Here is a 23,835-nt window from a genome sequence, read left to right as displayed (position 1 = left end):
TCGACAGGGCAGGGGGGAATTCGCAGCGGGGCTGTTGCACAGCTGATGCAATGAGCCGGTCATCGTACGGCGCCTAAAGTAGTACGCATGACTGATCTTCCGGGCAAGCCGACCTCGGCCTCCCGAACCACCCTGAGCCACATCATGACCACCCACGACACCAACCTCCTGGGCACGGTCCACGGTGGCGTGATCATGAAGCTGGTCGACGACGCGGCCGGCGCGGTGGCCGGGCGGCACTCGGGTGGGCCGGCCGTCACCGCGTCGATGGACGAGATGGTCTTCCTCATGCCGGTCAGGGTCGGTGACCTGGTGCATGTGAAGGCGCAGGTCAACTGGACGGGACGGTCCTCCATGGAGGTCGGCGTGCGGGTGCTCGCCGAGCGCTGGAACGAGTCGACCCCGGCCCAGCAGGTGGGCTCCGCCTATCTCGTCTTCGCGGCCGTCGACGCCGACGGCAAGCCACGCCCGGTGCCGCCGGTGCTCCCCGAGACCGAGCGCGACGAGCGCCGCTACCAGGAGGCGCAGATCCGCCGCACCCACCGGCTCGCCCGCCGCCGCGCGATCATGGACCTGCGCGAGAAGCGGGCGGCGGAGGGCCTGGACGACTAGGGGGGCGAGGGCAGACCCGGCCGAGGGGCCCGGGCGGCCGGCGGCGGTCCTCTCCGGTCGGGGGCAGGCCACTCGCCCGTCAGGGGCAGACCACCCGGTCGCCCGTGACCGTGCCGAAGTCGCCCTGCGGCGCGTCCTCGACCCGTACCGGCACGACGTCCTTGAAGTCCGCGCCCGCCGTCACCTTCAGCGTGGCGCCGAGCCCCTTGACCGGGCGCAGCTCGCTGCCCGGCAGGGCGACCGCGAGCGACTTGGCCGAGCGGTCCCAGCGCGGGTCGTACTCGATCAGGGTGCGGTGCGTCTCCAGGTTCGCGCTCGCCCGGGGGGCGCGGCTGGTCCGGAAGCCCGTGGCGTGCAGCGCGTCGTCCACGCGGCGCCCGAGCCCGTCGGTCCGCGTCCCGTTGAAGACCTGCACCCGGATCTGCTCGGGCGCCACCTCGACCACCGCGCCCGGCTCCTTGTGCGGTGCCTTGGCGTCCTTGGCGGCGGGCGGCGCGGCGGGGGCCGCGGGCTTCGGCGGGGCGTGCGGGGCCAGCGGCTTGTCGTCGTGCAGCAGCCGGAACAGCTTCTTCGCCTTCGGCTCGTCCCACTTCACCGTCGACCCGACGCCCTTGACCTGCACGCCGAGCTGCCCGAGCGGCACGGTCGTGAAGTCCGACGACGAGGGCGAGAACCCCTTCATCGCGGAGGTGAAGCTCAGCATCTCCGCCGTCCCGAAGCCCTCGTCGGCCCGTACCGAGGAGAGCAGGGACGAGGCGACCTCGCGGAACTTCACCGGGTTCAGCAGCACGCCGTTGCTGGTCGCCTTCTCGATGAGCGCGGCCAAAAAGCGCTGCTGGCGCTGCATGCGGCCGAGGTCGGCCGAGCCGTCGGTGTGCCGGGAGCGCACGTATTGCAGGGCCTCGCCGCCGCCCAGCTGGTGGGTGCCGGCCGTGAGGTCGAGCCCGGTGTAGGAGTCCTTCATGGGGCGGGCCGTGCAGATGCGCACCCCGCCGACGACGTCGACCGTCTTCATGAAGCTGGTGAAGTCGACCTCCACGTAGTGGTCGATCTTCAGGCCCGTCATGCTCTCGACCGTGCGCACGGTGAGCGAGGGCCCGCCCTCGGCGTACGCCGCGTTCAGTTTCACCGGGTGGCGGGGGTGCTTCTCGCCGGTCGTCGAGTCGGTGTGTTCGGGCACCTCGGCGTAGGAGTCGCGGGGCAGGCTCACGACGCTGACCCGGTCCCGGGCCGCCGACACGTGCACCATCATGATCGTGTCGGTGCAGTGGCAGGGGGCGCCGCCCAGCCGGTACTTCTCCTTCTCCGCCGGCGTGATCTTGTCCCGTCCGTCGGTGCCGACCAGGAGGATGTTGGTGCCCAGGCTGCCCTGCGGCCGGTTCTTCATGTCGCGGAACGGGTCCACCCGGCCCATCCCGCCGTCCAGACTGGTCACCACCGCGTGCCCGACGCCGCCCGCGCCGAGCACCAGGACGGACAGCGTGGTCGCCAGCCGCATGCCCCAGCGCGGGCGCTCGTCCTGCTGTCTGCTGCGGGGTTTACCGGGTTGTACGGGGCGCGGGCGGGGCGGCGTGGGCACGGGGACCTCCGCGGGTGACAGGGGGATCATGAGCACCGTAGGCCCATACGATCAGCTACCCCGGGCACCGCCCCGGCCGCCGCGCGACCTTGTCCCCCGTTCGCGGTAACGTGACCACCGATGAACGCCACGCCTGCTGTTTCCGTGATCATGCCGGTCCTCAATGAGGAGCGGCATCTGCGCAACTCGGTCCGACACATCCTGGAACAGGAGTACGCGGGGGAGATGGAGGTGGTGATCGCGCTCGGTCCTTCCAGCGACCGTACGGACGCGATCGCCGCCGAGCTGGTGGCCGAGGACCCGCGCGTCCACACGGTCCCCAATCCCACCGGGCGCACGCCCGCGGCCCTGAACGCCGCCATCAAGGCCTCACGCCACCCGATCGTGGTGCGCGTGGACGGCCACGGCATGCTCTCGCCGAACTACATCGCCACCGCCGTACGCCTCCTGGAGGAGACCGGCGCGCAGAACGTCGGCGGCATCATGCACGCCGAGGGCGGGAACGCCTGGGAGGACGCGGTCGCCGCCGCGATGACCTCCAGGATCGGCGTCGGCAACGCGGCCTTCCACACCGGAGGCGCGGCGGGCCCCGCCGAAACCGTGTATCTGGGTGTCTTCCGCCGTGAGGCGCTTGAACAACAGGGCGGCTACAACGAGGAGTTCATCCGCGCCCAGGACTGGGAGCTGAACTTCCGGATCAGGGAGGCCGGGGGCCTCATCTGGTTCTCGCCCGAGCTCAAGGTGCGGTACCGGCCGCGCCCTTCGGTCAAGGCGCTCGCCAAGCAGTACAAGGATTACGGGCGTTGGCGCCACGTGGTGGCCCGCTACCACGAGGGCTCCATCAACCTGCGCTATCTCGCGCCGCCGACCGCCGTCTGCGCGATCGCGGCCGGTGTCGTGGTGGGCGCGCTCGTCACGCCGTGGGGCTTCGTCGTCCCGGCCGGCTATCTCGCCGCGATCGCCGCGGGCTCGCTGCCCGCCGGCAAGGGGCTCTCGCTCAAGGCCCGCGCCCAGATCCCGGTGGCGCTGGCCACCATGCACATGTCGTGGGGCTTCGGCTTCCTGACCAGCCCGAAGGCGCTGGCTCGCAAGGTCATCGCGAGCCGCCGCCCGGCGGTGCGGACCACGTCCGTCTGATCCGTACGCGCGGATTTCGCCCAAGGACGCCAAGGGGGCGCCCGGTGCCGATGAGCACCGGGCGCCCCCTCTTGTCGCGTACGCGGTCCGGACTGGACCGGTCCGGACCGGGCCTAGAAGCGGTAGGGCGCGTACACCTCCATGCAGGCGCCCTTGTCGGCTCCGTTGACCGTCTCGGTGTCCTGGAGCGGGTCGGTGGCCTTGGGGTCCTGTGCGGGGTAGCTCGCGCCGGTGCGCCAGTCGCCGCCGACCACCAGGGTCAGGCCCTTCACGTCGGACGTCCTGACCGCGCCGGCGGGCAGGCCGAGGGCCGCCGCGACCGACTCGGCGTCCGCCTTGCCCTGGGCTCCGGCCGCCTTGGGGTAGTCGACCTCACTGGTGGCGGCGGGCCTGCTCGTACCCGTCGCGGCCTTGGTGAAGCCCTTGTCCTTGAGCGCCGAGACGACCTCGGTCGCCCGGCCCTTGGCGGTGACGCGGCCGTCGGTTCCGGTGCCGTTGACCACGCTCACCGCGAGCGTGCCGGGGGCCGCGGCGGCCGGACCCGTGGGCGACCCGGAGGGATCGGCGGACGGATCGGCGGAGGGCTTGGCGTCCTTCTTGCCGTCGCTCTTGCCGTCCAGCGGCTTGTCGTCCCGCAGCATCGCCCACAGCGCGTCGGCCTTGCTCCGGTCCGGCACCACGTGCGCGTCCGGGTCCTTGGGGTCGGGCAGGCGCGGCATGGTCAGCATGTTGATGCGGTCCATGGGGATGTCCTTGAGCTCCATGCCCAGGTCGAACAGCTTCTTGACGGTGCCCAGTTCCTCGGAGACCTGGAGCGACTTGGTCGCGGTCTCGGCGATGCCCATCAGGCGGCCCGTGTCGGTGAACGCGTTCTGGTCCTTGAGGTTGCGGATCACCGAGTTCATGTACATGTGCTGGGCCTGGGAGCGGCCGATGTCGCTGCCGAAGGCGTGCCGGGTGCGCAGCCACTGAAGGGCCTGCTCGCCCTTCACGGTGTGGTTGCCGGCCGTCAGGTGCAGGTGCGAGCCGCCGGGCTGGAGCCTGGTGGGGTGGTCGTCGATGTTCTGCTTCACGCAGACGTCGGCGCCGCCCACCGCGTCGGATATGGCCACCACACCGGCGAAGTCGACCATCATCCAGTGGTCGATGTAGATGCCGGTGAGCTTTTCCCAGGTGTCCAGGACGCAGCCCGCGCCGCCGCGCCCCAGCGCCTCGTTGATGACGTCATTGGTGGCCGCGTTGGTCTTGTGGGTGTCGGGGTCCTTGCACTCGGGGATGTCCACCCGGGTGTCGCGCGGGATGCTCACGACCGAGGCGTTCTTGCGGTCGGCGGAGACGTGCAGCAGCATCTGTACGTCCGCGTGCGGAGCGCTGCCCCGGTTCTCCTTTGCGCCGCCGAGCGCGACGTTGGCGTCGGTGTTGCGGCTGTCGGAGCCGATCAGGAGGATGTTCAGGGGGGTCTGGCCCTGGGCGTTCGGCGCGGTCTTCTTGGCGTCGCTGCCGCCCGCGCTGCGGTCGCCCTTGCGGATGTTGTTGTTGAGGTGCTGGTAGTACAGGTAACCGGCGGTGGCCGTCCCGAGTATGAGCACCGCGAGCGTGACCGCGCCCCACTTCAGGACGCGCCGTCCGCGGGTGCCCCGTCTGCGCCGGCCGCCCTTGCCCCGGCGCCCGTCGCCGGCCGCCGCAGCCGGTGCCGATGCCTTCGCCGCGCCGCCGGAACCGCCCGAAGCGGCGGACTCGCCGGAGCCGTCGAGCGTGCGAGTGGCGTCGGACCCGCCGGTGCTGCCGGACCTGCTGGTGCCGTCGGACGTGCGGGTGCTGTCGGACGTGCGGGTGCCGTCGGACCCGCCGGTGCTGCCAGTGCTGCCAGTGCCGCCGGACCTGCCGGTGCTGCCGATGCCGTCGGACCTGCCGGAGCCGTCGGACGTGGCGGTGCGGCGGCCGGGCGCGGCGGAGTTCCCCGGTTCGCTGCCGGGTGCCGAGGACCGGCCGGGCGGTCCGTCCGTCGCGGACGTCGCGGCTCCGGGTGGCGGGTCGTCGTACAGGCTGTCGTCCCAGCCGAGTTCGTCCGCGCGCTCGACCCTGCCGTGCGTCCCCTCCCCGCGCACGCTGTTCTTCCCCACCCCTGTACCCCTCTGTCTTTCAGGCTCTCAGACTCCCCCTGAGGCCCGGCCGGGCCATGAGTCTGGTGCTTCGGCTACTTGGCGCAGACCGGCTTGTCCGCTTCGACCTTCTGGATGCCTTCCGGCGCCTTGGCCGGGGCGGCGACGGGCGTGCCCGCCTGCTGGAAGTCGGGGCCAAGGGTCAGCACCATCGCCTCCTTGCCCACGGCGTCCTTCGTGCCCGGCTTGAGCGCCGAGCCGGCGAGCCCGAGCAGATCCGCCAGCTTACGGGCCTGGTCGGCCTGGTTCGGCGCGTAGGCGAGGACGGTGGCGGGCACCTTCTGCGGGGCGTTCGCGCCGTTGCTCGACTTCAGGACGCCCTGCTGGTTCTGGAGCCAGGTGACCAGGTCACCGGCCGAGCCCGCCTTCGCGCCGCCGTTGAGCACGGTGACGCGTACGTCGGAGGACTTGGCGCGGGGTCCTTCGAGGCGGGCGGCCTCCTCGGCGGCGGCCGCGCTCTTGGCGTCCGCCTCCTTCTTCTTCACCTCGGTCAGCGAGGTGTCGGCGCGCATCATCGCGAACAGCGCGTCGGCCTTCGTCGGGTCGGGCACCACGGTGACGTGCTTCTTGCCCTCGGCGGGATTGTCGATGACCGGCAGCGTGGCGAAGGTGATGTTCTTCGCGTCGATCTTGCCGAGCACCTGGGCGAGATCGGTCAGCTTCTTGATACTGCCTATCCCCGAGTCGACCGTGAGCGCCTTGGTCGCCGCGTCCGCGAGGCCGTACAGCTTGGTGGGGCTGCCCAGGGTGTCGTCCGACTTCATCTGCCGGATCATCGAGCCGATGAACTGCTGCTGCTGCTTGATGCGGTCGAGGTCGCTCTCGTGGCCGAAGCTGTGCCGGGTGCGGACGAAGGCGAGCGCCTGCTCGCCCTTGACGACGCTCTGACCCGCCGGGAGCTTCAGATGCGACTTGGGGTCGTTGACCGGCTTCTCCAGGCAGACCTTGACGCCGCCGACGGCCGTGGACAGCTCCTTGACGGCGTTGAAGTCGGCCATCATGAAGTGGTCGACGGTGAGCCCGGTGAGCTGCTTGACCGTCCGCATGGTGCAGCCGGGGTCGCGGCCTTCCTGCCCCAGGCTCTCGTTGAACCGCACGTGCTTCGTGCCCGGCACCGTCTTGGTGGTGCCGTCCTTCTGCTTGGTCGGGCAGGCGGGAATGTCGGTGATCATGTCGCGGGGGATGGACATCGCGGTCGCGTTGGTCCGGTCCGCCGAGACGTGGAAGAGGATGTTGGTGTCGGCATGGCCCTCGCTGCCGGCGTCGCCGTACCCCTCGTTGCCCGCGCCCGTGCGCTTGTCGGTGCCGATGACCAGGATGTTGAAGGCTCCGTCGGGCACCGAGCTCTTGTTGCCCGCGTCGCCGACGTCGACGGTGTTGATGTTGCCGTTGAAGTGCTGGTAGAGCCAGTAGGCCCCGCCCGAGCCGACGACGAGGACGAACCCCATCACGCCGCCCGTCCACAGCAGGACCTTCTTCTTGCGGGCCGGCTTGGGCTTGCGCTTGCGGCGGCCCAGCGCGTCGGGGGACTCCTCGGCGGGGGCCTTGCCGGCCCGGCGGTTGCGCTGTCCGGGCACTTCGCGGCGTCCGGTACGCCCCGACTGCCCCGACTGCCCGCCCGGGGCGCTGCCCGTGGATGACCGGTCGCGGCCCGAATTCGACCGCGTTCCGGAAGGGTTCAGTCGCAATTCGTAAGTGCCGGTGTCCGGGTTGAGGACCCACTGGTCTGCGGGGTCGACTTCATCGGCCCGCCCACGGCTCTGCGCATCCACGGTTGCTTCGGTCCTCCGTCGGTGCCGAGTCGCTTCCCCCAAAGCGCTCAATCAATCGCTCCAGCGGTGCGCGGCCGTCGGCCGGTCGCACCGGATCGCGTCACACTATCTGGCCAGTTCGGCCAAGAGCGACGGCCGTGACAAATTCCACCCCTTTTATAACCGGGCATTTGGCCCCAATCCGCAGTCTCGCACGCGGAATTCACGGGTCGGTCACGCCGGCCCGCCGCTACCCGCACATGCCCGACGCCGCGTCCGTTCCGGGGTAGACGGGGGGCGCCGACGCGCTGGGCGAGGGGGTCGGATCGTCGGGCTTGTCGTCACCGCCGGAGCCCCGCGCGCCCTCCTTGGACTTCGCCACGTCCGCGGCGGGCGCCACCTTGATCGGCTGGTCCTGGCGCAACTGGGTGAAGAGCCGGTCCGCGTCCGGCTGCACGAGTTCGTCCCGGTTGTGGTCGTACGCGTACGGCTGGCGCGGAACCGTGAGGAAACGGATGTTCTCGGTGGGGATGCCACGTACCGAACTCACCAGGTCGTACAGGTCCTTGAGGCTGTTGAGGCCGGGGTCCGTGGTGAGCGACTTGGTGGCCGCGTCCAGGACCGGGTAGAGCCGCGCCGGATTGAGCAGCACCCCATTGCTCTGCACCTTCTTGATCAGCGAGCCGAGGAACTGCTGCTGGCGGTCCATGCGCTGGGTGTCGCTGCCGTCCCCGAAGCCGTGCCGCGACCGTACGAACCCCAGGGCCTTCTCCCCGCGCAGCAGTTGGCGCCCGGCAGGCAGCTTGAGGTGCGCCTGCCGGTCCTCGACCGGCTCCTTCAGGCAGACCTCGACGCCGTCCACCGCGTCGACCATGTCCTTGAACCCGCTGAAGTCGACGACCATGTGGTGGTCGATCCGCACGCCGGTCATCTTCTCGACCGTACGGATGGTGCAGGCCGCGCCGCCGATGTCGAACGCCGAGTTGAACTGCGCGAATTGGGGCTCGGACGTGGTGCCGTCCGGCTCCCCGCAGGCGGGCAGGTCCGCCATGAGGTCGCGCGGCAGCGAGACGGCGGTGGCGCTGCGCCGGTCGGCGGCCAGATGCAGCAGGATCGTGGTGTCCGAGCGCTGGCTGCCGCCGTCGTCCCTGCCGTAGGAGGCGTTGTTGCCCGCGCGTGAGTCCGAGCCGATGAGCAGCAGGTTCTCCGCGTCGTGCACGACCGACGCGGGCCGGTCCCGGGCGTACTTGTCGAGCTCGTGCGCGGCGGAGGTGTCGGTGTGGATGTTGCCGTCGAGCTTGCGGTAGAACCACCAGCCGGTCCCGGCGGCGACGAGGACGACGCCGGAGACGCCGAGCGCGGTCCAACGCGGCCAGCGGCGACGGGCCTTGGGGTCCGCCGGGGTGGCGGTGGCCGGTGGCCGCGGCTCGTCGCCGGCCGGGGGCTCCGGTTCGGCGGGCGTGCCAGCACTGTCGCTCACGTCGGCGTCCATCCTCACGGGCACGGGCCATCACAGGGGTCGGCGGCGCACTGCGCCGCCGGGGCACCCCGGTAGACGGCCGAACCGCGCGCTTGGTTGTGTGCGCGGCCGATCATGTGGCGGGGTCGCCGCCGGAGCCCGGGGGCCCGGCCTCCGGGGATGGGCGACGGGGGCGGGGTCCGGCGCCGGGTCATCGCCGGACCCGGACGCTCACAGCGAGCGGTGGGTGACCCGCTCGCTCTCGGCCCGCTTGTCGAGTCCGCCCTCGGCCAGTTGGGCCGGATTGCGGCACAGGACGACCGAACCGCCCGAGGCGAGCGGGGCGTACAGACCGCTCGCCAGGCCGCGCCAGCTGTCGTACCCGAGGCCCGAGAGCAGCCGGGCGCCCGGGCCCAGGCCCAGCGCGGCCGCTTCCTCGCGGGCCCGCGCGACCAGCTCGGCGGCGCTCAGCTCGGCGCCGTCCACCACGAGCGCGGGGCCTTCGGGGTCGACGGGCGCGTACGGCGCGAACCGGTCGCCCTGGCTCGGCACCTCGACGGCGTAGTCGGCGAAACCGGCCGGGGGCCGCGGGAAGCGGCCGCCGAGCGGGCGCAGTGCGAGCGCCACCCGCTCGCCGGAGCAGGCCCGCGCCTCCTCAAGCGTGTCGGGGCCGCTCACCACGAGGTCGGCGGCGGCCGGGTCGCCGCCGATCTCGACGCTCACGCCCACGGAGTGGCAGGCCATCAGCCATACCGCGCTCTGCCAGTGCGCGGGAAGGAGCAGGGCGAGCCGGTCGCCGGGCTCGGCCGCGAGATCGCCCTGGAGCAGATTGGCGGTCTTGGCCACCCAATTGGCGAAGGTGGCGACGGACAGTTCCACGCGTTCGCCGGTGGCGTCGTCGTAGAAGGTGACGAGGGGGCGGCCCGGGTCCGCGGCGAGCGCGGATCGCAGCAGGTCGGCAGGGGTGCGGTCGCTGGCGTTCACGCAGGCAAGGCTACGTGGCCCGGCGCGGTGGCACCGGCCGCGGTGGCCCGGGTGCGTACACCGGTTTGGGCGACGGGCCATCAGTTCACCATTGGACAGATTTGTACGGGTATGACCAGGATCGTCAACATGCGTAGCTTCCTTGCGTCTTCGATCGGCGTCGCCGCTGTCGCGGCCCTCACTCTTCCTTCCGTGGCCACGGCCGCCACGACGACCGCCTCGGCCCCGGCGGCGGCCGCGGAACCCGCGGGCTCCACCCAGTCGCTGCCGCTCGCGCCGCTGCCCGGCGCCAATCGCGTGGGGGGCGGCTCCTCCCAAGAGGGCCTGGCGGCACGGGAGGTGCGGCCGTTCTCCCTCGTCGGCGTCGTGTGGGACAACGCGCGGGACGAACTGCGCGGCAGCGTCCAGGTCCGCACCCGGGCCCGCGCCTCCGGTGCCTGGTCCACCTGGCAGGACGTGGAGACCCACAATCAGGACCACGGCGCCGACCCGGGCACCCCCGAGGCGGCCGGGCCCCTGCGCGGTTCCACCGCGCCGCTGTGGGTCGGTGACTCGGACGCCGTCGAGGCGCGAGTGGAGGCGGAGCCGGCCGGGGACGGGCAGGACGCCGCCCCGCTCCCGCGCGGGCTGCGCCTGGATCTCGTCGACCCCGGGGCCGGGCCCGCCGAGGGGGACGCGGGCGAGAACACCCGGGCCGTCGAGACCCCCGATGTGCTGCCCGCCCTGGACGAGGCCGCGACCCGGGCCGAGGCGGCCGAGGTGACGGGCGTCGGGATCGAGGCCGCCGACGTGGCGGGCGCCGACAGCATGGCCCGTCCCCCCATCGGACCCCGGCCGCGCATCATCACGCGCCGGGGCTGGGGCGCCGACGAGCGGCTGCGCGAGCGCGGCTTCGTCTACACCAAGTCCGTCAAGGTCGCCTTCGTCCACCACACCGCGACCGGCAACGGATACAGCTGCGCCCAGTCGGCCTCCGTGCTGCGCGGCATCTACCGCTACCACGTCAAGAGCAGCGGCTGGCGGGACATCGGCTACAACTTCGCGGTCGACAAGTGCGGAAACATCTACGAGGGGCGCGCCGGGGGCGTGGCGAGGGCCGTGATGGGGGCGCACACGCTGGGGTTCAACACCAACAGCACGGGCATCGCGGTCCTCGGCACCTACAACAGGACCAACCCGTCGGCCGCCGCCCTCAGGGCCGTCGAACAGCTCGCGGCCTGGAAGCTCGGCCTGTACGGGCTCAACCCCAAGGGCAAGAGCACGCTGGTCTCGGGCGGCGGCAACCGCTACAAGAAGGGGCGCAGCGTCCGCTTCAACGCCATCGCCGGTCACCGCGACGGATTCGCCACCGACTGCCCGGGGGCGCGCCTGTACAGCAGGCTCGGCACCGCCCGGGTCGCCGCCGCCCACTACCAGGGCCGGCGCTGACCGGCCGCGAAGGCGCTCGGGGGGTCTGCATAAACTGGCCGGCCGGGAGTTCCGCCGAACGTGCGACGGAATCCGAAGGCCGGCCCCAGCAGGAAGCAGAGACGACAGGTGACAGAAGCGATCCTCCTGGTCGGCGGCAAGGGCACCAGGCTGCGCCCGCTCACGGTGCGTACGCCCAAGCCGATGGTTCCGGCGGCGGGCGTCCCCTTCCTCACCCACCAGCTGGCCCGGGCCCAGGCGGCCGGGGTCGACCACATCGTCCTGGCCACCTCCTACCTGGCCGAGGTGTTCGAGCCGTACTTCGGTGACGGCTCGTCGCTCGGCCTCAGCATCGAGTACGTCACCGAGGTCGAGCCCCTCGGCACGGGCGGGGCCATCCGCAACGTGGCCTCGCGGCTGCGATCCGGGCCCGACGAGCCGGTCCTGATCTTCAACGGCGACATCCTGACGGGCCTGGACATCCGCGCCCTCGTGGACACCCACCGCACGTCCGGCGCGGACGTCTCGCTCCACCTCACCCGGGTCGACGACCCGAGGGCGTTCGGGCTCGTCCCCACGGACGCGACCGGTCGGGTCACGGCGTTCCTGGAGAAGCCCCAGACGCCGCAGGAGATCGTCACCGACCAGATCAACGCGGGCGCGTACGTGTTCCGGCGCTCGGTCATCGACAGCATCCCGGCGGGCCGGCCGGTGTCGGTGGAGCGCGAGACCTTCCCCGGCCTGCTGGCCCGCGGGGCCCACCTCCAGGGCATGGTGGACTCGACGTACTGGCTCGACCTCGGCACCCCGGCGGCCTTCGTACGCGGCTCGGCGGACCTGGTCCTCGGCCGCGCCCCTTCCCCCGCCGTCCCCGGCCGCTGCGGCGACCGCCTGGTCCTGGCGACGGCGACGGTCGCCCCCGACGCGAAGCTGACCGGCGGCACGGTGGTGGCGGAGGGCGCGGTCATCGGCGCGGGGGCGTGCGTGGAGGGCAGCGCGATTTTGGCGGGTGCGGTGGTCGAGGCGGGGGCGGTGGTGACGGATTCGCTGGTGGGGGCGGGTGCGCGAATCGGCGCGCGGACGATCCTGGACGGTGCGGTGGTGGGGGACGGCGCGGATGTCGGCGCCGACAACGAGCTGCGGTGCGGGGTGCGGGTGTGGTGCGGGGCCGCCCTGCCGGCGGGGGCGGTCCGCTTCTCCTCGGACCAGTAGGAGCCCTGTGGGGGCGGCCTTTCGGGTGCGGGTCGTACGTGGTTGCCCGCGCAGTTCCCCGCGCCCCTGGGCATCCGGTGCTGGCCGGGGGGCAACCTCAGGGTGTCTCCGCGCCCTTGGCGGGGTGGGTGCTGGCCCGCATGGGCCACCTCAGCCTGTCCGGCGTTTGAGGACGAGCGCGTTCAGCGCGATTGGGGTCTGGGGCGGAGCCCCAGGGAGCTCGGCTGCGGGTTGTGCGTGGCTGGTCGCGCAGTTCCCCGCGCCCCTGGGCATCCGGTGCTGGCCCGCATGGGCCACCTCAGCCTGTCCGGCGTTTGAGGACGAGCGCCCTTCAGGCGCGATACGGGGTCTGGGGCGGAGCCCCAGGGCGCTTGGCTGCGGACCGTGGTCGCTCCTCGCGCAGTTCCCCGCGCCCCTGGTGGGGCTAGTGCTGGCCCACACCTGCATAGTCAGCCCGTCCGGCGCTTGAGGACGAGCGCGTTCAGCGCGATCGGGGTCTGGGGCGGAGCCCCAGGGGGCTCGGGTGTGGGCCGGGTCGGGGTTGAGGGGGCGTACTCTCGGAGGGAACCCACCCCTTCGAGGACCACCCGTGGCAGGACGATTCACCCCCCGCACCCACACCCCCGGCCGACCGCCACGCGCCACCGCCCCGCACCCGCGGCCGCCCGCGCGGACGCGGACGCGCGTATGGGTCACGTCGAAGGGCCCCCTCGACCTCCCCCTCGTCCTGGGCCCCCTCAGACGCGGCCCCGCCGACCCCACCTACCGCACCACCCCCGACGGCGCGGTATGGCGCACCTCACGCACCCCCGCAGGCCCCGCCACCCTCCGCGTGACCGCCACCAGGGACACCGCGCACGCCGAGGCGTGGGGCGAGGGCGCGGAGTGGATGCTGGACCAACTCCCCGCGATGCTGGGCGAGTTGGACAACCCGGAGGTGTTCGAACCCCGCCACCGCCTCGTCGCGGAGACGCACCGTACCCGCCCGGGTCTGCGCCTGACCCGTACCGGGCTCGTCCTGGAGTCCCTGATCCCCTCCGTCCTCGAGCAGAAGGTCACCGCGACCGAGGCGTACCGCGCCTGGCGGCTCCTGGTGCGCGGGTTCGGCGAGCCCGCGCCGGGCGGCGCCCCCGAGGGCATGTACGTCATGCCGGACGCCAGGGCGTGGGCGATGATCCCGTCCTGGGAGTGGCACCGCGCCGGCGTCGACTCCAAGCGCTCGGACACGATCATGCGCGCGGTGCGGGTGGCCCGCCGCATGGAGGAGGCCGTCGCGATGGACCAGGAGGCGGCCGCCGCGCGGCTCAAGGTCATCCCGGGCATCGGCCCCTGGACGGCCGCCGAAACCCTGCAACGGGCCATCGGCGCACCCGACTTGGTGACGGTCGGCGATCTCCATCTACCCGGCATCATCGGCCACGCCCTGGCCGGCAACCGCCGCGCCGACGATGCCGAGATGCTGACCCTGCTCGCGCCGTACGCGGGCCAGCGCCACCGGGCCGCCCGCCTGATCCTGCTCAGCGGCCGCACCCCGCCGCGCCGGGCCCCGCGCTTCCAGCCGAACAACATCGCCCCGCTGTAGGGCGCCGCACGCGCTCATGCCCGCACGCGCTCATGCCCGCGTGCCCGAGCGCCGGCCCGGGCGTACCCCGAAGCGGTGACCTCAGCGCACCTCGATGAACGCCGAAGCGTCCCGCGCCGGCCGCTCCCTGGGGGGTTCGGCCGCGCGGCCGACCGCGATCGCGCCCATCGGGTCCCACTCGGCGGGCAGCCCGAGGACGTCGCGTACGACATCGCGGCAGAACATCGTGGACGACACCCACGCCGAGCCGAGCCGTTCGCCCGCGAGGGCGACCAGGAAGTTCTGCACGCCCGCGCCCATGGCGACCGCGAACATCTCGCGCTCGGCGCCGTCGCGCCGGGCGTCGCCGTAGTGGTGCGCGCCGTCCATCACCAGGCAGGGGACCACCAAGTACGGCGCGGCGCGCAGCACTTCGCCCCGCGCGACCCGCTTGGCGATGGACTCATCGGACTTGCCGTCGCGCCGCAGATCCGCGATCCACGCGTCCCGCATGGCGTCGAGCAGCCGGGTGCGTGACTCCTCGGACTCCAGGAGCACGAAGCGCCAGGGCGTGGTGTGGTGCGGGGCCGGCGCGGTCACCGCGGCCGCCACCGCGCGACGCACGGCGCCCGGGTCGACCGGGTCGTCCGTGAAGGCCCGTACCGTACGCCGCTGGGTGACCGCCTCCCGTACCGCCTCGGAGGTGCCCAGGCGGAACATGTCGTCGGCGGCGGCGCGCACCATCTCGCGGGCCGAACCCTCGCCCGCGAAGTGCCCAAGACCCCGCACCACCGCGACCGGAAGGCCGCCCGCCTTGCCCTTGACGAGGTCACCGGCGGCGGCCAGCTCGTCGGCGAGGGCGACGACGGTGGCGTTCAGCGGGTTGCCGTGCTTGTCCGTACTGCCGCGCAGGTCGTTGAGGACGCGTACGCCGGCGGCGCCGATCGCCACGTCGGTCAGGCCGCCGCGCCAGGGCCGGCCGAAGGTGTCGGTGACGATGACGCCGACCTCGACGCCCAGCGCGTCCCGCAGCCCCGCGCGGATGGCGGCCGCCGAGGCGTCCGGGTCCTCGGGGAGCAACAGGACGGTACCGGCGGGGGTGTTGGAGGCGTCGACCCCGGCGGCCGCCATGACCAGGCCCTGCCGGTTCTCCACGATGCGCAGGGAGCCGCGCCGTGCCACCACCCGTACCGTCTCGGCGTCGATGGCCGCCTCGCGGTCGGCGGCCTCGGTGATCCGGCCCTCCGCCTTGGAGACGATCTTCGAGGTGACCAGCAGGATGTCGCCGTCGGCGAGGCCGGGCTCGGCCGTCGCGATCAGCTTGGCCAGGTCGTCGCCCGGCTGGACCTCCGGCAGCCCGGGGACCGCCCACACCCGGAAGGAGGCGGCGCTCACGCGCGGACCTCCTCGGCCAGGGTCAGCGCCTCGCGGGCCATCGCGGCCGTCGCCTCCAGGTCCGTCATCATCAGCGGCACGGCGCGGCAGCGGATGCCCGCTTCCTCGATCCCGGTGACCGAGGCCGCGTCCACCGTGTCGACCAGCCAGCCGTCGAGCAGGCCCGAGCCGTAGTGCTCGGCGACCGCCGCCGCCGTGGACTCCACGCCGACCGCCGCCAGCACCTTGTCGGCCATGCCGCGCACCGGCGCGTCGCCGACGATGGGGGAGAGGCCCACGACCGGCACGCCCGCCTCGGCGATCGCCTCACGGATGCCGGGCACGGCCAGGATGGTGCCGACCGAGACGACCGGGTTGGACGGCGGGAAGAGGATGACGTCGGCCGAGGCGATCGCTTCGAGGACGCCGGGGGCGGGCTTGGCCTGCTCGGCGCCGACCGGCACCACCGCGTGCGCGTCCAGGGAGGCGCGCAGCTTCACCCAGTACTCCTGGAAGTGGATCGCCTTGCGTTCGCCGTCCACCTCGACGGCGACATGCGTCTCGACGCGGTCGTCGGACATCGGGATGAGACGCACGCCGGGCTGCCAGCGGGCACACAGGGCCTCGGTGACGGCGCTGAGCGGATAGCCCGCGCCGAGCATCTGCGTACGCACGATGTGGGTCGCGAAGTCGCGGTCGCCGAGCCCGAACCACTCGGGCCCCACCCCGTAGGCGGCCAGCTCCTCCTTCACGGTGAAGGACTCCTTGGTACGCCCCCACCCCTGCTCCTCGTTGATGCCGCCGCCCAGCGTGTACATCACCGTGTCGAGGTCGGGGCAGACCTTCAGGCCGAACAGATGGATGTCGTCGCCCGTGTTGCCGATGACGGTGATGTCGGCGTCGGGGGCGGCGGACTTGAGACCACGGAGGAAGCGGGCACCGCCGATGCCGCCTGCCAGAACCACAATGCGCATACGCAGAGTCTGTCAGGCGGGTACGACATCCTGGGCTGCCGGGGCGGACCGGGCGGGGTGCATCGGCATGTCGGTCAGGCCCGGGTAGTACACGTGCAGGCTCACCGCCGGCTCCAGGGAGTCGTTGACGACCTCGTGGACGTAGCCCGGGGCGAACACCCGCTGGGATCCGGCCGCAAGGGACCGCGCGCCGCGTTCGGTGTGCTCGGTCAACGTGCCGTCCAGGACGGTCAGTACGCCCGACGACGCGCCGTGGTCGTGGGCGCCGCTGCGCTGGCCGGGCACCCAGGACAGGAGCCAGATCTCGTAGCCGGGCCCGGTGCGCAGGCGGTGGTACCAGCGGGAGGCCGCGTCGTACTGGACCAGGTGGGCCCACTGGGAGGGGTCGGCGGCGAGGGAACGGGCGAGTCCGGCGAACTCGGCGACCGTGGCGGGGTGCTCGCGGGCGGGCTGGAGGAGGTGCTGGACCTCCAGGATGTCGCCGGCGATCTGGAGGTCGCTGTGGCTGCTGTTCATGGTGCGGGGGTTCCTCGGCGGGAGTGCTGGGGTGTCGCAGATGAAGGGGGGTCTCGCGCGGGGGAGACGGCGGTCGCCCGCGGTGGACGCGAGGCGTCTCAGGGGAGGCGGGGGGAGAAGCTGGATCGCACGGGAAGCAAGCGGTGCGGGATCAACAGCTGGAACAGCAGCAGCGCGCCTGGACAGCGCTGCGGAACCCACGGACGTGGGTCGCTCGGTGCGCTGTGGTCACTGACATGCGATCCAGAAGAGCGGGTCGGTGGGGTTGCTGTCAACCCAATGACCGATTTGGCCGCAATGTTTCACCTTATCCGGTTGCTGTGGCCGGAGAAAGGTTTGTGCAGTCGGGGGGCGGGAGATGTGGCGCAGCAGGCGTGCACTCAAACACCGCCACCTTCTCGTGATCCGAATGTGATCCGGGCCGCTTTCTGGGTACGGGCGCAACAAGATCAATAGTCGTCTCGTCCTCGTCTGTGGTCACGGTCGAGCGGGAGTCGAGTGGGTCTCTGCGGAGAGGCGGTGGCGTGCGCCGGTGGCATGTGTCAGGTTTTTGCCGATTTGAACACTTTCCGCATAGCCTTGGTTCCGCAGAGTGAATACGGGGCCCAATAGCAGATCTCGGCTTGACTCGCCCGGATCCACACACTTGTAATTTCACTCGTGTCGTTCGGCCGGATTCGGTAACGGCAACATCACGGGGCAGCAAAGACAGACGAGGGGCGCACATGACCGAGCTGTTTCAGGAACTGCTGGTCGACGAGGCCGAAGAGGAGCTCGGCTGGCAGGAACGGGCCCTCTGCGCCCAGACCGACCCCGAATCCTTCTTCCCCGAGAAGGGCGGCTCCACCAGAGAGGCCAAGAAGGTCTGCCTCGCGTGTGAAGTCCGGTCCGAATGCCTTGAGTACGCACTCGCCAACGACGAGCGGTTCGGGATCTGGGGCGGCCTGTCCGAACGCGAGCGCCGCCGCCTGAAGAAGGCCGCGATCTGACACCCGGGCCGCCTCAGGGTCCGGGCCACTCAAGAGCCCGGGCCGCCCCAGGGCCCGGCCCGCTCAAGGACCCGGGCCGCCCAGCGGCTTGACGAGGTCGCGGGCCCCGGTAGGAACCCGGCCGCCCCATGGCGGGGCTGCGCCGCCGGGCTGCGGCCGGTCGCCGCCGCTGGCCGAGGGCGCCCTTGGCTACCGCGCTGCGGACCAGCGTCACTTGGTTGCGTCCGACTTCCATCACCCCGCTGTGGGGCACCTCCGCTGCCGGGCTTCGACGGGCCGCTGCCCTGCTCACGGCCGGCGGCCGCCGCCCGGACCCACCCCGGCCACCCTCGCCCACCCCGGGTGACGGCCTCCCCACCCCGGCCACCCTCGCCCACCCCGGGTGACGGCAACCCCACCCCGGCGACCGTCCCCGCCCAAACCCGGCGGACGCCCTCCCCGTCCCCGCCCAAACCCGGCGGACGCCTCCCCGTCGCCGCGCAAACCGTCCGACTCCGTACACAACCCGTACACAAACAACCGCCCACCCCCCGCGCCCCCTCCGCGGGCGGCGGACCGGCTGGGCGGCAGACGTTAGTGTGGGGCGCTGTCCACGGCACTCCGGTCACGTCAGAGCCCGTCTCGCACCACCGGCCGCGCCGACCGCAGTCCGCACAGCAGCCTTCCGGGGCGGAGGGGCCCGTACCTCGATGTCCGTGCACAGCCAGTCGACGGCCCCGTACGAGGCGGCCGTGACTCCCGAATTCCCCCGCCATGTGGTGACCGCCGTCGTCGTCTCGCACGACGGCGCACGCTGGCTCCCCGACGTCCTGGCCGGACTGCTCGGCCAGGAACGCCCCGTACAGAACGCGTACGCCGTCGACACCGGCAGCGCCGACGACTCCGCGCGCCTGGTCGCCGAAGCGCTCGGCGACGAACGCGTCCTGCACCTCGCCCGCCGCACCGGCTTCGGCGCCGCCGTCGACGAGGCCGTCCGCGCCGCCCCCGTGCTTGGCCCCGACGACCTGCCCTACCTCAAGCGGCCCAGCGGCTGGGACCCGGTCTCGCGCAGTTGGCGCGACGACAGCTACGACCTGCCCGAACTCCCGCACGGCGAGCCCGTGCAGTGGCTCTGGCTGCTCCACGACGACAGCGCGCCCGACCCCGGCGCGCTCGCCGAACTGCTGCGGGTCGCCGACGCCGGCGCGGACGCGGGCATCATCGGGCCCAAGCTGCGCGGCTGGTACGACCGCAAACAACTCCTCGAAGTCGGCGTCTCCATCGCCCACAGCGGCCGCCGCTGGACCGGTCTCGACCGGCGCGAACAGGACCAGGGCCAGCACGACCAGGTCAGGCCCGTCCTGTCGGTGTCCTCCGCCGGCATGCTGATCCGCCGCGACGTGTGGGACGAACTCGGCGGCTTCGACCGGGCGCTGCCCCTGATGCGCGACGACGTCGACCTGTGCTGGCGCGCGCACGCGGCAGGACACACCGTCCTGGTCGCCCCCGACGCCACCGTCCGCCACGCCGAGGCCGCCGCCCGCGAACGCCGCGCCGTCGACTGCGCGGGACGCTCCGTCGTCAACCCCCACCGGGTCGACAAGGCCGGCGCCGTCTACACCATGCTCGTCAACTCGCGTCCCGCGCTGCTCCCTTACGTGGTGCTGCGCATCGTGATCGGCACCCTGCTGCGGACCCTCGCCTACCTGGTGGGCAAGGTGCCGGGCCAGGCCGTCGACGAGGTCATGGGCCTGTCGGGCACCCTGCTGCGGCCCGGCCGGATCCTCGCGGGACGCAAGAAGCGCGGCAGGAGCGCCGTCGAGTCGAGCGAGCTGCGCCCCCTGTTCCCGCCGCCCGGCGCCACCATCCGCGCCACCGTCGAATCGGTCGCGGCGAGCCTCGGCGCGGGCACCGAGGACACCGGTGGCTCCCGGCACGGCGCCGTCGAATCGGGACCCGGCGGCGACGACGCCGACTTCCTGGAGATCGAACAGTTCGCCCGCCTCAAGAAGATCGCCCGCAAACCCGCCCCGGTCCTCTTCGCGCTGCTCCTGATCGTCTCCCTCGTCGCCTGCCGAGGCCTGTACGGCGGCGGCTCGCTCATGGGCGGCGCCCTGCTGCCCGCGCCAGGAAGCACCGGCGCCCTGTGGGCCCGCTACGCCGACGCCTGGCACCCCATCGGCGTGGGCGGCACCCAGACCGCGCCGCCCTACCTCGCGATCGTCGCCGTCCTGTCCGCACTGTGCTTCGGCTCCACCGGCTTCGCGCTGACCCTGCTGCTCGTCTGCTCGGTGCCGCTGGCCGGCCTCACCGCCTACTTCGCCGCGCGCCCGCTCCTCGCCTCCCGCCAGCTGCGCGCCTGGGTGGCCATCGCCTACGCCTTCCTGCCCGCCGCCACCGGCGCGCTCGCCGCAGGCCGGCTCGGCACCGCCGTCCTGGCCGTCCTGCTGCCGCTGATCGCCAGGGCCGGGGTGTCCGCCGCCGGACTGCGGGGCACCGAGGCCCGCGGCAGCTGGCGCGCCACCTGGACGTACGCGCTGCTCCTGACCGTCGCCATGGCGTTCACGCCCCTGGTGTGGCCGATCGCGGTGCTGCTCGGCATCGGCGTGCTCGCGCTGCGCAGGGGCGACATCACGGCGTACGGGCTGCGCTTCCTGGCCGCCGTCACCACCCCGCTCCTGATGCTCGCGCCCTGGTCGCTCACCCTGCTGACCAGCCCCTCCGGGTTCCTCAAGGAAGCGGGCCTCGCGTACGGGAACGGCTCGGCCGGCGCGCTCGACCTGCTCGGGGCGAGCCCCGGCGGACCCAAGGCCGTCGGCGGGCTGCTGCTCATGGGCATCGTCGCGGCCGCCCTCGCCGCCCTGCTGCGCGAACACCGCGCGTTCGCCATCCGCGCCGCCTGGGCGGTCGCGCTCATCGGGTTCCTCTTCGCGATCCTGTCCAACCGAGACGCCTGGGCGGGCCCGGCGACCCTCGTGTACGGGCTCGCGCTGCTCGCCGCCGCCGCGCTCGGCGCCGAATACGGCCGCACCCGAGTCGCGGGCCACGGTTTCGGCTGGCGCCAGCCGGTCGCCGCCCTGATCGCGCTCGCCGCCGTACTCGGCCCCTTGTACTCCGCCGCGCACTGGATGATCGGCGGCGCCGACGGCCCGCTGGAGCGGCGCGACCCGGTGCAGGTGCCGGCGTTCGTCGCCGAGGAGAGCGGCACCCGCGACCAGGCCCGCACCCTGGTGCTCGGCGGCACCTCGCCCGCCAAGGTCGCGTACACGCTGGTACGCGGCTCGGGCGGACAGCTCGGCGACGCCGAACTCGCCGCGTCCGGCGGCGACGACGCCCGGCTCGGCAAGGTCGTCGCCAACCTCGTCGCGGGCTCCGGCGCCGACCAGTCGAGCCAGCTCAGCGGATTCGCGGTGCGCTATGTGCTGGTGCGCGACGGCGCGCCCCGCGCGTTCGCCCGCACCCTGGACGCGACGCCGGGCCTGAGCCGGCTCAGCCAGCTCGACGGCAGCGCGCTGTGGCGGGTGGACCGCCAGGTCGCCCGCGCGGTGATCGTGCCGGCCAAGGGCGGCGAGAGCCTGCCGGTCGCGGCCGACCCCGTCGACATCCACACCAAGATCCCGGCCGGCCCGGCGGGCCGGGTCCTGCGCATCGCCGACAAGGCCGCCCCCGGCTGGAGCGCGAGCCTCGACGGCAGGGCGCTCAAGAAGACCACCGTCGACGGCTGGGCCCAGGGCTTCGAACTGCCCGCCGAAGCGGGCAAGTTGGACGTCACCTACGACGCCCCTCTCGTCCACACCCTGTGGATCTGGGTCCAGGCCGCGCTCGCCGTGGTTCTGCTGGTGCTCGCCCTGCCGGGTCGGCGCCGCCGGATCGACGACGATCTGCCCGACGCCCAGGAGGCGGTGGCGGCCGTCCCGGCGCAGCCCGTCGCGGGCGAGGGCCGCCGGGCCCGCCGGCTCCGCGCGCAAGCCGACGCCGAGGCCGAGACCCCCGCCGACGAACACGCGGCGCCGGGGGCGGACGTGCCGCGACAGGCCGCGTACGGGGAGTGGGACGCGGCCCAGTACGCCACCGCCTCCCCGGCCGCCGACGCCGCCGAGCACGACCAGCAGGCGGGGCAGCAGTACGACCCGTACCAGCAGCAGTACGCCGGCTACCAGCAGTACCCCGAGGGCGGCCACCCCGGTGTGCCCTACCCCGAGCCCGCGCACCCCGAAGTCCCGGGCGCCGAGGGCCAGTTCGGCGAGGGTCAGTACGGCGCGGGCCAGTACGCCGAGGGGTCCTACAGCGGCGGCCCGTACGGCGGCGAGCCATACGGCGACGGCCAGTACGCGGACAGCCAGTACACCGACGGCCACTACACCGACGCGCAGGGCCAGCAGCACCCGTACGACCCCTACCAGCAGCAACCGCACGCCTCTCAGCAGGCACTGGAGGGGCAGTACGACCCGTACGGCTACGGATACCCGCCCGAGCACCCCGAGCACCCCGAGCACCCCAAGCACCCCGAGCACCCCGAACAGCAGCAGCCGCACCGCCCCGACGGGAGCCAGCAGTGAAGCGCACCACCCTCTCCCTCGCGTCGGGGGCCGTCGCGCTCGTCGCGCTGACCGGATTCGCCTCGCTCACCGCGCCGGGCGGCCCGGCGGACACCGGCCCCAAGAACCCGCTACGGCTGCCCGTCGAGCGGACGAGCCTGCTGTGCCCGGCGCCCAGCAACTCCGACCTCGCCCAGACGACGTACACCGCGTTCACACCCAAGGGGGCGGCCCAGGGCGGGTCGCAGAGCAAGCCGGGCACGGCGGCGCTGTCCCCGGCGGTGCCGTCGTCCCCCGACGCCGGCGCCTCCGCGCCCGCCGCCACGGGCAAGGACGCCAAGGACGCCAAGGGCACGAAGGCGACCGGCAAGACCCCCGCCGGCCAGCCCGTCCTCACCCTGAAGGAGCCGGGCAAGCCGGTCACCGCGACCGCCAACGGCTCGGACGCGCCCGCGCTCGCCGGTTCCGCCGACGGCCTGCTGGCCCCGGGCTGGACGGCCCAGCAGACCACCCAGATCACCGGCGGCGTCGGCCGCGCGCTGCTCGGCACCGGCTGCACCACGCCGGACGCCGACTTCTGGTTCCCCGGCGCGTCCACGGCCAAGGACCGTCAGGACTACGTCCATCTGACCAACCCCGACGACACCGCGGCCGTCGCCGACATCGACCTCTTCGGCGCGGACGGTCCCCTCAAGGCCGACACCGGCGAGGGCATCACGATCCCCGCCAAGTCGAGCGTTGCCGTTCTCCTCTCCACTCTGACCGGCACGGTGGCCGACGATCTGACGGTGCATGTCACCACCCGGGCGGGGCGGGTCGGCGCGGCGGTCCAGGCCACCGACGCGAAGGCGGGCGCGGACTGGCTGCCCGCGTCGGCGGACGCGGCGCCCTCCCAGGTGTTTCCGGGCATCCCGGGCGACGCCACCGACGTACGCCTTGTCGTGTACGCCAAGGGCTCGGACGACGCGGACCTCAAGGTGAAGCTGGCGAGCAAGGGAGGCAGCTTCACCCCGGCGGGGCTGGACTCCGTGCACGTGAAGGCGGGGATGACGGCGTCCTTTGATTTGAAGAACGTCACACGGGGCGAGCCGGGTTCCCTTCTGCTCACCCCGGATGCGGACGACGGCACTCCGGTCGTCGCGGCGCTGCGCGTGGTGCGCGGCACCGGAGACAAGCAGGAGATCGCCTTCATCCCGGCGGCCTCCCCGGTCGGCGCCCGCGCGACGGTCACCGACAACCGCGACAAGGCGGCCACCCTCGCCCTGACGGCGCCGGGCACCAAGGACGCCACCGTGAAGGTCACCTCGTCCCCGGGCACCGAGGGCGGCGACCCGCAGTCCAAGACGTACACCGTGAAGGCGGGCACCACGCTCGCCGTCGACCCGCCGGCCCCCTCGGGCCTCAAGGGCTCCTACGCCCTGACGGTGGAGCCCGACCCCAAGGGCGGCGCGGTCTACGCCTCGCGCACGCTGGCCGTCACCCAGGACGGCGTCCCGATGTTCACGGTGCAGACGCTGGCGGACGACAAGGGCACGGTCGCGGTCCCGGCCGCGGCGCAGGACCTCACGGTCCTGGAGAAGTGACGCGGCGCACGACCTGAC

Annotated in this window: 16 protein-coding genes; 8 read left to right on the top strand and 8 right to left on the bottom strand. The window is 72.9% G+C overall.

Going from position 1 to position 23,835, the window contains the following annotated elements; genetic code table 11:
* Nucleotides 1-87: 87 nt before the first annotated feature.
* A complete protein-coding gene (locus tag ACFYM2_RS33135) occupies nucleotides 88-612 on the top strand; it encodes an acyl-CoA thioesterase (protein ID WP_350230739.1) in 525 nt (174 codons plus the stop codon).
* Between the two features lie 79 nt (nucleotides 613-691).
* Here ACFYM2_RS33135 and ACFYM2_RS33130 read toward each other — a convergent pair whose 3' ends face one another.
* Nucleotides 692-2,110 carry an LCP family protein gene (locus ACFYM2_RS33130; protein ID WP_388841383.1) on the bottom strand — a complete coding sequence of 473 codons (1,419 nt, stop codon included), beginning with the start codon at nucleotides 2,108-2,110 and terminating at the stop codon, nucleotides 692-694.
* A gap of 201 nt (nucleotides 2,111-2,311) precedes the next feature.
* On the opposite strand from ACFYM2_RS33130, the gene ACFYM2_RS33125 reads away from it, so the two are divergent.
* On the top strand, nucleotides 2,312-3,328 hold the full coding sequence (locus tag ACFYM2_RS33125; protein WP_388841351.1) for a glycosyltransferase family 2 protein: 1,017 nt from the start codon (nucleotides 2,312-2,314) through the stop codon (nucleotides 3,326-3,328).
* A 113-nt stretch (nucleotides 3,329-3,441) separates the two neighbouring features.
* On the opposite strand, the gene ACFYM2_RS33120 is transcribed toward ACFYM2_RS33125, so the two are convergent.
* The 4 genes from ACFYM2_RS33120 to ACFYM2_RS33105 all read right to left on the bottom strand — a co-directional run bounded on the left by ACFYM2_RS33120 (nucleotide 3,442) and on the right by ACFYM2_RS33105 (nucleotide 9,684).
* Nucleotides 3,442-5,451 (bottom strand): LCP family protein, encoded by a 2,010-nt coding sequence (locus tag ACFYM2_RS33120; RefSeq protein ID WP_388841348.1) that lies wholly within the window; start codon nucleotides 5,449-5,451, stop codon nucleotides 3,442-3,444.
* Between the two features lie 74 nt (nucleotides 5,452-5,525).
* The gene (locus tag ACFYM2_RS33115) at nucleotides 5,526-7,262 is read right to left on the bottom strand and encodes an LCP family protein (protein ID WP_388460875.1); all 1,737 of its coding nucleotides are present in this window, start codon (nucleotides 7,260-7,262) and stop codon (nucleotides 5,526-5,528) included.
* Between the two features lie 229 nt (nucleotides 7,263-7,491).
* Nucleotides 7,492-8,733, bottom strand: coding sequence for an LCP family protein (locus ACFYM2_RS33110; RefSeq protein WP_388841379.1), 1,242 nt, complete (start codon nucleotides 8,731-8,733; stop codon nucleotides 7,492-7,494).
* A gap of 198 nt (nucleotides 8,734-8,931) precedes the next feature.
* Entirely contained in the window at nucleotides 8,932-9,684 is a 753-nt protein-coding gene (locus tag ACFYM2_RS33105; RefSeq protein ID WP_359004728.1) for a TIGR03089 family protein, read from the bottom strand.
* Nucleotides 9,685-9,813: 129 nt separating this feature from the next.
* Between ACFYM2_RS33105 and ACFYM2_RS33100 the strand changes: the two genes are divergently transcribed.
* The 3 genes from ACFYM2_RS33100 (at nucleotide 9,814) to ACFYM2_RS33090 (ending at nucleotide 13,885) form a co-directional block, all read left to right on the top strand.
* On the top strand, nucleotides 9,814-11,112 hold the full coding sequence (locus tag ACFYM2_RS33100; protein ID WP_388841345.1) for a peptidoglycan recognition protein: 1,299 nt from the start codon (nucleotides 9,814-9,816) through the stop codon (nucleotides 11,110-11,112).
* A 108-nt stretch (nucleotides 11,113-11,220) separates the two neighbouring features.
* Entirely contained in the window at nucleotides 11,221-12,303 is a 1,083-nt protein-coding gene (locus ACFYM2_RS33095) for a sugar phosphate nucleotidyltransferase (protein WP_388841342.1), read from the top strand.
* Between the two features lie 589 nt (nucleotides 12,304-12,892).
* Nucleotides 12,893-13,885, top strand: a complete 993-nt coding sequence (locus ACFYM2_RS33090; protein ID WP_388841339.1) for a DNA-3-methyladenine glycosylase family protein — start codon at nucleotides 12,893-12,895, stop codon at nucleotides 13,883-13,885.
* A gap of 81 nt (nucleotides 13,886-13,966) precedes the next feature.
* On the opposite strand, the gene ACFYM2_RS33085 is transcribed toward ACFYM2_RS33090, so the two are convergent.
* From ACFYM2_RS33085 to ACFYM2_RS33075, 3 genes are read right to left on the bottom strand one after another with little or no spacing between them, the layout of a single operon-like run.
* Entirely contained in the window at nucleotides 13,967-15,259 is a 1,293-nt protein-coding gene (locus ACFYM2_RS33085) for a coenzyme F420-0:L-glutamate ligase (RefSeq protein ID WP_388841336.1), read from the bottom strand.
* Nucleotides 15,256-16,212: a 2-phospho-L-lactate transferase gene (gene cofD / locus ACFYM2_RS33080; RefSeq protein ID WP_359004716.1), complete on the bottom strand. Its 957-nt coding sequence runs from the start codon at nucleotides 16,210-16,212 to the stop codon at nucleotides 15,256-15,258. Before cofD ends, ACFYM2_RS33085 begins: the two co-directional genes overlap by 4 nt.
* Nucleotides 16,213-16,224: 12 nt before the next feature.
* Entirely contained in the window at nucleotides 16,225-16,728 is a 504-nt protein-coding gene (locus ACFYM2_RS33075) for a cysteine dioxygenase (protein ID WP_388460886.1), read from the bottom strand.
* Nucleotides 16,729-17,453: 725 nt separating this feature from the next.
* Here ACFYM2_RS33075 and ACFYM2_RS33070 point away from each other — a divergent pair.
* From ACFYM2_RS33070 to ACFYM2_RS33060, 3 genes are all read left to right on the top strand, one after another.
* The gene (locus ACFYM2_RS33070) at nucleotides 17,454-17,717 is read left to right on the top strand and encodes a WhiB family transcriptional regulator (RefSeq protein WP_267052898.1); all 264 of its coding nucleotides are present in this window, start codon (nucleotides 17,454-17,456) and stop codon (nucleotides 17,715-17,717) included.
* Nucleotides 17,718-18,406: 689 nt separating this feature from the next.
* Entirely contained in the window at nucleotides 18,407-22,255 is a 3,849-nt protein-coding gene (locus tag ACFYM2_RS33065; RefSeq protein ID WP_388841332.1) for a glycosyltransferase, read from the top strand.
* Nucleotides 22,252-23,817: a DUF5719 family protein gene (locus ACFYM2_RS33060; RefSeq protein WP_388841329.1), complete on the top strand. Its 1,566-nt coding sequence runs from the start codon at nucleotides 22,252-22,254 to the stop codon at nucleotides 23,815-23,817. The genes ACFYM2_RS33065 and ACFYM2_RS33060 overlap by 4 nt, the downstream gene beginning before the upstream one ends.
* Nucleotides 23,818-23,835: the final 18 nt, after the last annotated feature.

Source organism: Streptomyces sp. NPDC006711 (assembly GCF_042869775.1).
In the GTDB taxonomy this organism is placed as follows: domain Bacteria; phylum Actinomycetota; class Actinomycetes; order Streptomycetales; family Streptomycetaceae; genus Streptomyces.
Note: the sequence above shows the minus strand (reverse complement) of the source record. Positions and strands in the feature narration are given on the sequence as shown.

What these genes read in the sequence shown, in the direction of transcription:
- ACFYM2_RS33125 (WP_388841351.1), top strand. Translation starts at nt 2,312, where the DNA reads ATGAACGCCACGCCTGCTGTTTCCGTGATCATGCCGGTCCTCAATGAG.
- ACFYM2_RS33135 (WP_350230739.1), top strand. Translation starts at nt 88, where the DNA reads ATGACTGATCTTCCGGGCAAGCCGACCTCGGCCTCCCGAACCACCCTG.
- cofD (WP_359004716.1), bottom strand. Translation starts at nt 16,212, where the DNA reads ATGCGCATTGTGGTTCTGGCAGGCGGCATCGGCGGTGCCCGCTTCCTC.
- ACFYM2_RS33100 (WP_388841345.1), top strand. Translation starts at nt 9,814, where the DNA reads ATGCGTAGCTTCCTTGCGTCTTCGATCGGCGTCGCCGCTGTCGCGGCC.
- ACFYM2_RS33110 (WP_388841379.1), bottom strand. Translation starts at nt 8,733, where the DNA reads ATGGACGCCGACGTGAGCGACAGTGCTGGCACGCCCGCCGAACCGGAG.
- ACFYM2_RS33075 (WP_388460886.1), bottom strand. Translation starts at nt 16,728, where the DNA reads ATGAACAGCAGCCACAGCGACCTCCAGATCGCCGGCGACATCCTGGAG.
- ACFYM2_RS33130 (WP_388841383.1), bottom strand. Translation starts at nt 2,110, where the DNA reads ATGCGGCTGGCGACCACGCTGTCCGTCCTGGTGCTCGGCGCGGGCGGC.
- ACFYM2_RS33065 (WP_388841332.1), top strand. Translation starts at nt 18,407, where the DNA reads ATGTCCGTGCACAGCCAGTCGACGGCCCCGTACGAGGCGGCCGTGACT.
- ACFYM2_RS33070 (WP_267052898.1), top strand. Translation starts at nt 17,454, where the DNA reads ATGACCGAGCTGTTTCAGGAACTGCTGGTCGACGAGGCCGAAGAGGAG.